This is a genomic window from Streptomyces sp. NPDC006339 (assembly GCF_040612775.1).
GTDB lineage: Bacteria > Actinomycetota > Actinomycetes > Streptomycetales > Streptomycetaceae > Streptomyces.
In genome coordinates this window covers 273,139-282,226 of record NZ_JBEXQW010000002.1, presented here as the reverse complement: position 1 = coordinate 282,226, position 9,088 = coordinate 273,139, and the positions used below count along the sequence as shown (strand labels likewise).

At 74.2% G+C, this 9,088-nt stretch carries 7 protein-coding genes and 1 pseudogene; 2 read left to right on the top strand and 6 right to left on the bottom strand.

The features are described from left to right. The 4 genes and pseudogenes from ABZ135_RS02845 to purN form a co-directional block, all read right to left on the bottom strand. Positions 1-78: pseudogene (locus tag ABZ135_RS02845) on the bottom strand (gamma-glutamylcyclotransferase); the annotation flags it as partial. A 76-nt stretch (positions 79-154) separates the two neighbouring features. Beyond that, the gene (locus tag ABZ135_RS02840) at positions 155-1,528 is read right to left on the bottom strand and encodes a DUF2079 domain-containing protein (protein ID WP_356691102.1); all 1,374 of its coding nucleotides are present in this window, start codon (positions 1,526-1,528) and stop codon (positions 155-157) included. A gap of 280 nt (positions 1,529-1,808) precedes the next feature. Further along, the gene (gene purH / locus ABZ135_RS02835; RefSeq protein ID WP_356691076.1) at positions 1,809-3,374 is read right to left on the bottom strand and encodes a bifunctional phosphoribosylaminoimidazolecarboxamide formyltransferase/IMP cyclohydrolase; all 1,566 of its coding nucleotides are present in this window, start codon (positions 3,372-3,374) and stop codon (positions 1,809-1,811) included. Further along, positions 3,349-3,978, bottom strand: a complete 630-nt coding sequence (gene purN, locus ABZ135_RS02830; RefSeq protein WP_356691074.1) for a phosphoribosylglycinamide formyltransferase — start codon at positions 3,976-3,978, stop codon at positions 3,349-3,351. Before purN ends, purH begins: the two co-directional genes overlap by 26 nt. A 230-nt stretch (positions 3,979-4,208) precedes the next feature. On the opposite strand from purN, the gene ABZ135_RS02825 reads away from it, so the two are divergent. Then, positions 4,209-4,922: a hypothetical protein gene (locus ABZ135_RS02825; protein WP_356691072.1), complete on the top strand. Its 714-nt coding sequence runs from the start codon at positions 4,209-4,211 to the stop codon at positions 4,920-4,922. A 1-nt stretch (position 4,923) separates the two neighbouring features. Here ABZ135_RS02825 and ABZ135_RS02820 read toward each other — a convergent pair whose 3' ends face one another. Next, a complete protein-coding gene (locus tag ABZ135_RS02820; RefSeq protein WP_356691070.1) occupies positions 4,924-6,504 on the bottom strand; it encodes a DUF6350 family protein in 1,581 nt (526 codons plus the stop codon). 119 nt (positions 6,505-6,623) lie between these two features. Between ABZ135_RS02820 and ABZ135_RS02815 the strand changes: the two genes are divergently transcribed. Further along, entirely contained in the window at positions 6,624-8,063 is a 1,440-nt protein-coding gene (locus ABZ135_RS02815) for a sigma factor-like helix-turn-helix DNA-binding protein (protein ID WP_356691068.1), read from the top strand. A 139-nt stretch (positions 8,064-8,202) separates the two neighbouring features. On the opposite strand, the gene sucD is transcribed toward ABZ135_RS02815, so the two are convergent. Further along, complete coding sequence (sucD, locus tag ABZ135_RS02810) at positions 8,203-9,087, bottom strand: succinate--CoA ligase subunit alpha (RefSeq protein WP_356691066.1); 885 nt, start codon at positions 9,085-9,087, stop codon at positions 8,203-8,205. Between the last annotated feature and the right edge of the window lies 1 nt (position 9,088).

Below are 9,088 nucleotides of genomic sequence, written 5' to 3'. Positions count from 1 at the left end.
GTCGTAGAGCGCCACGAAGACCTGGGAGCGCGGGGCCTCCACGATCGTGGCCAGGGCGCCCTCCCAGCCCATCTGTTCGCTCGAGGAGAACCGGGGGCCCGCCCGCGTACGTACGCGACCGACGCGACCGACCCGTCACCGCTCGGCCGACCCGTCAGCGCCGCTTGAGCACCACGAACTGCCCCGCCTGCGCCGCCACCTCGTACCGCGCCTCCGGGTGGAGCTGCGCGGCCAGGCCCACCGGGTCGGTGACCGGCTGGGACCAGCCGGAGGCGAGGTCCAGGGCCAGGTAGTCGGGGCTGACGCCCTGCGCGCCGCCGACCCAGTAGACCGTGCGGTCCCCGGTCAGGTGGGCCATGAGCGTGACGTTGGTCTCCACGCTGGAGCCCACCGGCACCGCGGCGACCGCCCGCCGCGCGTCCAGGGTGCGGGCGTCGGTCGTGTACGTCTCGGAGCGCAGCAGCTCGCGCAGCGGCATGTCCAGGGCGTGCACGATCGCGATCGCCGTGACGACGGGGACGACGACCTTCCCGTACGCGACGAGCCAGGGGCGCGGCGAGCGGCGGACGGCGCGGACCGCGTCGACCAGGGCGAGGAAGACCACCGGCATCAGGATCGCGCTGTAGTGCCAGAGCATGCCCCAGTGGTTGGGGTCGTGGGAGAGGAAGCGCCAGCCGAGCGTCGGCAGCACGAGCAGCATCAGCGGGGAGCGCAGGCACAGGAAGCCGGTGATGCCGACGAGGAAGAGGAGCATCTCCCACTTCTCGCCGTGCGCGAACGCGCCCAGCACGGAGTCGAGGAAGGACACCTCGGCACCGTCACCGGTCTTCTCGATCTTGGCCCAGTAGTCGTACTGGCCGACCCGGCTCGCGGCCGGGATGAGGACGAGCACCGTCAGCGCGAAGAACGCCGCGCCGAATCCGGCGAGGGCGGCGCCGAGCCGCTTCCGGCCCTTGACGACGAGGACCGCGCCGACCATGGCGACGGTCAGGCCCATGTCCTCCTTGACCAGGACGAGCGGCACGGACCAGGCGACGGCCGCGTTCCAGCGGCCCAGGAGCAGGGCCCGGCAGGTCAGGGCGAGCAGCGGGACGGCGAAGGCGATCTCGTGGAAGTCGGACTTGACCGCCTCCTGGAGCCCCCAGGAGAGCCCGTACGCCACGGTGAGGCCGATCCCGGCCGCCCGGCTGCCGAGCACCTGGTGGGCGGTGCGGCCGACGACGACGGCGGAGGCGGCGAACAGCGCGGCCTGGGCGAGGAGCAGGACGAGCGGGGAGGACCACACCCAGTAGAACGGCGCGAGCAGCGCCGTCACCGGACTGAAGTGGTCCCCGAGTATGAGGAAGCCGGGGCCCTTGATGTCGACGATGGGGGCGCGCAGCTCGGCGTAGGCGCGGACGGACTGCTCGAAGATGCCGAGGTCCCAGGAGGGCGAGCGGAAGCGCTCGTACTGGACCCAGGAGTAGAGGAAGTAGAGCCCGCCGAGGACGGCCGCGATCAGCGCGTACGGGAGGAGGGGTACGGACACGGGCGCGGGGGCGTCCTCGCCGCGCGGCCGCGGAACGGCCTCGGGAGCGGAGGGCTCCACCGAGGAACCGTTGTGCACATCCAACACCGTGCCCCCATGGACCAGCCGTCGACAAAGAGCAACCCATTAGAGCAGAGACCACCCGACCGGCGGAATCGACGGCAGCGCGACGGCGGAAGGGCCCGCCGGTACGCGTCTCGTACCGGCGGGCCCTTCCGTCGTTCAGCACACGACTCGGTCAGCACATGGCCCGGTCAGCACACGGCTCGGTCAGCACGGCTCAGTGGAAGAAGTGGCGCGTGCCCGTGAAGTACATCGTCACGCCGGCCTTCTTCGCGGCCTCCACCACCAGCTCGTCCCGCACCGAACCTCCCGGCTGCACGACCGCCTTCACGCCGGCCGCGGTCAGGATCTCCAGGCCGTCCGGGAACGGGAAGAACGCGTCCGAGGCGGCGTACGAGCCGCGGGCCCGCTCCTCGCCCGCCCGCTCGACCGCCAGCTTCGCCGAGTCGACGCGGTTGACCTGGCCCATGCCGACGCCGACGGAGGCGCCGTCCTTGGCGAGCAGGATCGCGTTGGACTTGACCGCGCGGCACGCCTTCCAGGCGAAGGACAGCTCGGCCAGCTCCTCGGCGGAGAGGGCCTCGCCGGTCGCGAGGGTCCAGTTCGCCGGGTCGTCGCCGTCGGCCTGGAGGCGGTCGGTGACCTGGAGGAGGGCGCCGCCGTCGATGGGCTTGACCTCGACCGGGTCGGCCGGGGCGCCCTCGGCGCGCAGCACGCGGATGTTCTTCTTCTTGGCGAGAATCTCGACCGCGCCGTCCTCGTAGCCGGGGGCGACGATGACCTCGGTGAAGATCTCGGCGACCTGCTCGGCCATCTCGACCGACACCGGCCGGTTCACGGCGATGACACCGCCGAACGCGGACAGCGGGTCGCAGGCGTGCGCCTTGCGGTGCGCCTCGGCGACGTCCGCGCCGATCGCGATGCCGCACGGGTTGGCGTGCTTGATGATCGCGACGCACGGCTCGTCGTGGTCGTACGCGGCCCGGCGCGCGGCGTCGGTGTCCGTGTAGTTGTTGTACGACATCTCCTTGCCGTGGAGCTGCTCCGCCTCGGCGAGGCCGCCGGTGCCGTCGACGTAGAGCGCGGCGCCCTGGTGCGGGTTCTCGCCGTAGCGCAGCACGTTGTTCCGGGCGTAGGTGGCGCCGAGGAAGTCGGGGAAGCCGCTGTCGTCGGCGGCGGCGTAGTCGTCGGCGAACCAGGCGGCCACGGCCACGTCGTACGCGGCGGTGTGCTGGAACGCCTCGGCGGCGAGCCGCTTGCGGGTGGCCAGGTCGAAGCCGCCGGCCTCGACGGCGGCGAGGACGTCGGCGTACCGCTCGGGGCTGGTGACGATGGCCACGGACGGGTGGTTCTTGGCGGCGGCGCGCACCATGGACGGGCCGCCGATGTCGATCTGCTCGACGCACTCGTCGGGGGTGGCGCCGGAGGCGACGGTCTCGCGGAACGGGTAGAGGTTCACGACGACCAGGTCGAAGGGCTCGACGCCCAGCTCGGCGAGCTGCGCGCGGTGCGAGTCGAGGCGCAGGTCGGCGAGGATGCCGGCGTGCACGCGCGGGTGGAGGGTCTTGACGCGGCCGTCCAGGCACTCGGGGAAGCCGGTCAGCTCCTCGACCTTGGTGACCGGAACGCCGGCCGCGGCGATCTTCGACGCGGTGGAGCCGGTGGAGACGAGCTCGACCCCGGCCTCGTGCAGACCGCGGGCCAGCTCCTCGAGCCCCGTCTTGTCGTAGACGCTGACCAGCGCGCGGCGGATGGGCTTAACGGTGTCCGTGTTCACCGACATGAACCTTTCGTCCCTCAATGCTGTAGCCGTTGCGGGCGAGGCGCCCCACGACCTCGACGAGCAGCGAGCGCTCGACTTCCTTGATGCGCTCGTGGAGAGCGGCTTCATCGTCCTCGTCCCGCACCTCGACCACGCCCTGGGCGATGATCGGGCCGGTGTCGACTCCGTCGTCGACGAAGTGGACGGTGCATCCGGTGACCTTCGCCCCGTAGGCGAGCGCGTCGCGCACGCCGTGGGCACCGGGAAAACTGGGGAGCAGCGCCGGGTGGGTGTTGACGACCCGGCCGCCGAAGCGGGCGAGGAACTCCTTGCCGACGATCTTCATGAAGCCGGCCGAGACGACGAGGTCGGGCTCGTACGCGGCGGTGGCCTCGGCCAGGGCGCGGTCCCACAGCTCGCGCGTCGCGTAGTCCTTGACGCGGCACACGAAGGTGGGCAGCCCGGCCCGCTCGGCCCGCTCCAGGCCGGCGATGCCGTCGCGGTCGGCGCCGACCGCGACGATCTCCGCGCCGTATCCCTGGGGGTCGGCGGCGATCGCGTCGAGCAGGGCCTGGAGGTTCGTGCCGGAGCCGGAGACCAGGACGACGAGGCGGGCGGCAGCCACTGAGGTCACTCTTTCCGTGGTGTTTGTGCGGTCGTACGAACGAATCGCGTCCCTCGATACGGGGAACCCTACGAAGGGCTCGACCGTCAGCAACGATACCGGCACTCCGGACGGCCCCCACGGGACGGGGGCGGGACCGGGCGGTAGCGTCTGGGTCCGACGACACGCCACACCGCGCACGACAGCACGCCACACCCGCGCACGACAGACAGAGGGAAGACGTCCAGCACATGCCGGATCGCCAGTCCACGAACGACAACAACCCGTTCGCACCGCCCCCGGAGGGGCAGCCGGACCAGCCGTGGCAGCCGCGGCGTCCCGACGGCCGGGAAGGGCACGAGGGACAGGAGGGACAGGGGGCAGAAGAGGGCCGAGGAGACGGTTCGGGTTCGGGTTCGGGTTCCGGCCGGGGCCCGGGCTGGAGCAGCAGCCAGCCCGGTCGTTCCTCCGACGGTTTCGGCCGGCGCCCCGAGCAGCCCTCGGGCGGCGGTCAGGGCGGGCCGGAGGGCGGCCAGGGGCCGGGCCTCCGCTGGGACCCGACCGACCCGGCACAGCGGCGGGCGCGGTACGCGGTGCTCTCCGGCATGTGGGCGTTCTTCTTCGCGATCTTCGACATCCCGGAGCTGGCGCTGCTGCTCGGCGCGCTCGGCCTGTACTGGGCGATCAGCGGGCTGCGCGCCAAGGCGAAGGCCCCGGAGGGGCCGCAGTCGCCGGTGCAGACGGCCACGGCGGCGGGCGCGGCCCGTTCCCAGCGGACGGCGGCGATCAGCGGTCTGGTCGCGTCCGCGGTGGCGCTGCTCATCGTGGCGAGCGGCTTCGCGATGCACCTGGTGTACCGGGACTTCTACGAGTGCCGGGCCGACGCCCTGACCAAGCAGAGCCAGTTGGCCTGCAACGACCTGCTGCCGAAGCCGCTCCAGGACACGTTCGGGGTGCGCGAGTAGCTCAGCTTTCCGGAGGCGGGGGCGGGGGAGGTACGGGCGGCGCCTGAGGTACCGGGGGCACGGGGGGCGCGGGCGGTTCGGTGGACGGCTCCCCGGACGGCCCGCCGGACGACCCACCGGACGGCTCCCATGCGGCGGGCAGGAAGCCGTAGGAGTCGTCGGACCCCTCGTCGTCCAGAGCGTCCAGCGCGTCCAGGGGGCCCAGGGGGCCCAGCGGGTCCCGCTTCTCCAGGGCGTCGAGGGCGGCGAGCGCGCCCGCGGTGGCCGGCGGTACGGACGGGGAGGCGGGGCCGCCGGTCTGCGGCGCCGCCGCCGCGGACGCCCGGTCCGCCACCCGCTCGGCGGCCGCACGATCAGCCCCGCGATCGGCCGCCCGGCGCGGGCGGCGGCGCCCCCAGGCCCGTACCGCGAGGGCCGTCGGCACGCCGAGCGCCATGCTCCACAGCGCGGCCGCCGCGCCCGTCTGCCACCACACCGGACCGAAGGCCGCGAGCCGGCCGGAGCCCAGCGGACCGCCGGCCGCCGCCGCGAGGACCGCGATCGCCGCCCCGCAGGCCCAGGACGCCCCGAGCGCGGCCAGCACCGTCTCCCGGCCGGTCCAGGCACGGGCCGCCCCGCCCACCTGCCGTCCGAGCACCAGGGCCGCCACCGCCGGGACGGCGGCCACCGTCCAGTGCAGCCACCGGCCGGGCCCCTCGCCGGGCAGTGCGGCGAGCAGCGGGAAGTCCGGCACGGCCGGGGTGCCGGTGAAGCCGAGCGGGGCGACCAAGGCGTCCGTACCGAGCGTGAAGCCGGGACCGAGCGCGTACGAGACGCTCCAGACGACGGCGTTCGGCAGCAGCGCGAGCACCAGCAGGGCCAGGGCCGCCCGGCCGGACCACTCGCCCGCGAGGCCGTGGAAGGACGCCTGGGCCGCGCCGACGTGCCGGAGCAGCGAGGCGGCGACGAGCACCGCGCCGCCGCCGAGCAGGCCGAGCAGCGCGAGTCCGGCGGCGCGCAGGGCCACCGTGCTCTGCTCGCGGCCCGGCAGCGGGCGGCCGCGGGCCGTCCAGGCCCCCGCGCCCGCCGCGGCGAGGACGGCGGCGGGCGTCAGGGCGCCGGCCGTGAGCAGGTCCGCGGGCAGCGTCCCGGCCTCCGTGTAGACCACGACCACGGCCGCGACCAGCAGATATCCGCCCGCGACGGCGGCGACGGCGCCGCCCGTCGACGGCGCGGGCCCGCCGTCGTCCGGGTCCAGCGTGTCGCGGACCGCGCGGTGCGCGAGCCACAGCGGCAGGACGCTGAGCAGCAGGGGGGTGACGCCGAGCGGGGCCGGGATCCCGGAGACGGTGTCGGTGCGGATCAGGTCCGCGCCGTGGGCCAGCAGCCACAGGCCCGCCGCGATGTGCAGGGCGCCGCCGGGGCCGCTGTCGGGGAAGGGCGAGGCGATCCAGGCCGCGATCACGAGGACGGAGAGCGCGCCGAGCCCGAGGCCGGCCGCGACCCCGCCGCGCACGAAGGCGGTGACCAGGGCCGCGGAACGGTGGCCCCGGGCCGAGGCTTCGGACACCAGCGGCGGGCGCTGCTCGGTCGCGTACGTCACGGGCTCATGGTGCCAGCGACACGCGGTTTGCCCTCGTAACAGGCGAATGACCGTTGTGTCGCTCAAGATACGTTTATGTACTTTTCCGCCCAGAGTTGCGCCGCGGGAGGTCGACGCCGATGAGTCCCACGAGTCCGTCCGTCTCGCTCCCCTCTCCCAAGGAGAGGCGCCGGCTGCGTGAGGCGCTCTCCCTGAGCGAGGAGCAGGTCGCGGAGACCCTGGGTGTCACCCGCGCCACCGTCCGCTCCTGGGAGACCGGCCGCAGTGCCCCGCGCGGGCGCAAGCGGGAGGCGTACGCCAGGCTGCTCGGCGTCCACGAGGAGCCGACGACCCCCCGCCCGGCCCCCGCCACCACCCGCCCCCGCCCGGCCGCGAAGGGCGCCGCCCGCCCCCCGAAGACTCCCGGCGGGGCGCCCGGCGCGACGGCGTTGCCTGGCGCGGAGGCGCCCACGGCGCAGGCGGAAGCCCACGCCGCGCGCGCCCCACAGGAACGGCTCAAACCGACGCCGCCGGCGGCGGCCTCCGAGACGGCGGACACCACTACGAGCCCGGCGCGGGACGACGGGGCGGGCCGAGGGTCGGAGCGACGATCCGGACAGCTCACCGACGCGCCGTTCGGCCCGGCCGAGGGCATCGGGGCGGGCCGGGCGAGCGAGCGTGGTGAGGCCGACGTCGCCGTGGCCGGCCACGCCGCCGGACCCTTCGACGGCACCGACGGCCCCGGCGACGCCGGCGAGGGCGCCGAGGCCGCTCCGGCCGCGCTCACCCCCGAGGCCGCCTTCGACGGGCTGTACGCGTACGCCGCCCCCGGACTCGTCCACCAGACGTATCTGCTCACGGGGCGCCGCCGGCTCTCCCGGGAGGCCGTGGAGCACGCCTTCCACCACGCGTGGCAGCACTGGCCGGAGGTCGCGGTCGACCGCGATCCGGTGGGGTGGGTGCGCGCGGTGGCGTACGAGTACGCGCTTTCCCCCTGGCACCGCTTCCGGCGCCGTCACCGGCACCCCGACTCCCCGCCGACCGAGGCGTCCCGGCGCGCCCTGCTCGGGGCGCTGCTGGAGTTGCCGCCCCCGTACCGCCGGACCGTCCTGCTCTACGACGGGCTCGGCCTGGACCTGCCGGAGACGGCCGCCGAGACGGAGGCGAGCACGCCGGCCGCCGGGAACCGGCTGCTGCACGCCCGGGCGGTGATCGGGCAGCGGGTGCCGGAGCTCGCGGACCCCGAGGCACTGCAGCGCCGGCTGAGCGCGCTGGTCGCGGAGGCGCCGACGGCGACGCTCGCCCCGGCGCGCAGCGTGCGGACCGGCAGCGAGCGGCGGACCCGGCTGTTGACCCGGGCGGTGATGGGGGTGACGGCGGGCCTGATCGGCGTCACGGCCTTCACCGCGGCGACCGCGCCCACCCGCTACATCCCGGTCAACGCGCCGGGCCAGGTCGTCGACGGCGTCCCGGTCCGCGGCGGGCCGCAGAAGCTGCGCCCGGAGGACAGGGAACTCCGCGACAAGCTGCGTTCCGCCCCGCACCCGGGCCCGGAGCGGCTCGTCCCGCGCCCCGAGTAGCCCGGGCAGCAGGCGCGCATGCGCGTGGGCCCCGCCCCCGCCCGGTCTCCCGGGAGGGGGCGGGGCCCACTCACGTACGGCCGTCACAGCCGTGGCGGCCTGTCAGGCTGCTGTGCGATTCAGCCCGGGTCCGATCGCGTCAGCCCGCGAGGATGGCGCGCGCCAGCTTGGCGGTCTCGGTCGGGGTCTTGCCGACCTTGACACCGGCGGCCTCCAGGGCCTCCTTCTTCGCCTGGGCGGTGCCGGAGGAGCCGGAGACGATGGCGCCGGCGTGGCCCATGGTCTTGCCCTCGGGCGCGGTGAAGCCCGCGACGTAGCCGACGACCGGCTTGGTGACGTTGGCCTTGATGAAGTCGGCCGCACGCTCCTCGGCGTCGCCGCCGATCTCGCCGATCATGACGATCAGCTCGGTGTCCGGGTCGGCCTCGAAGGCCGCCAGGCAGTCGATGTGCGTGGTGCCGATGACCGGGTCGCCACCGATGCCGACGGCGGAGGAGAAGCCGATGTCACGGAGCTCGTACATCATCTGGTACGTCAGCGTGCCGGACTTCGAGACCAGGCCGATGCGGCCCGGCTTCGTGATGTCGCCCGGGATGATGCCGGCGTTGGACTGGCCCGGGGTGATGAGACCGGGGCAGTTCGGGCCGATGAGGCGGGTCTTGTTGCCCTTCTCCACGGCGTACGCGTAGAACGCGGCGGAGTCGTGGACGGCGATGCCCTCGGTGATGACGACGGCGAGCGGGATCTCGGCGTCGATCGCCTCGACCACGGCGGCCTTGGCGAAGGCCGGCGGGACGAAGAGGACCGAGACGTTGGCGCCGGTCTCCTTCATCGCCTCGGCGACGGTGCCGAAGACCGGGACCTCGGTGCCGTCGAAGTCGACCTTGGTGCCGGCCTTGCGCGGGTTCACGCCACCGACGATGTTGGTGCCGTCACCCAGCATGAGCTTGGTGTGCTTCATGCCCGTGGCACCGGTCATGCCCTGGACGATGACCTTGCTGTCCTTGTTGAGGAAGATAGCCATG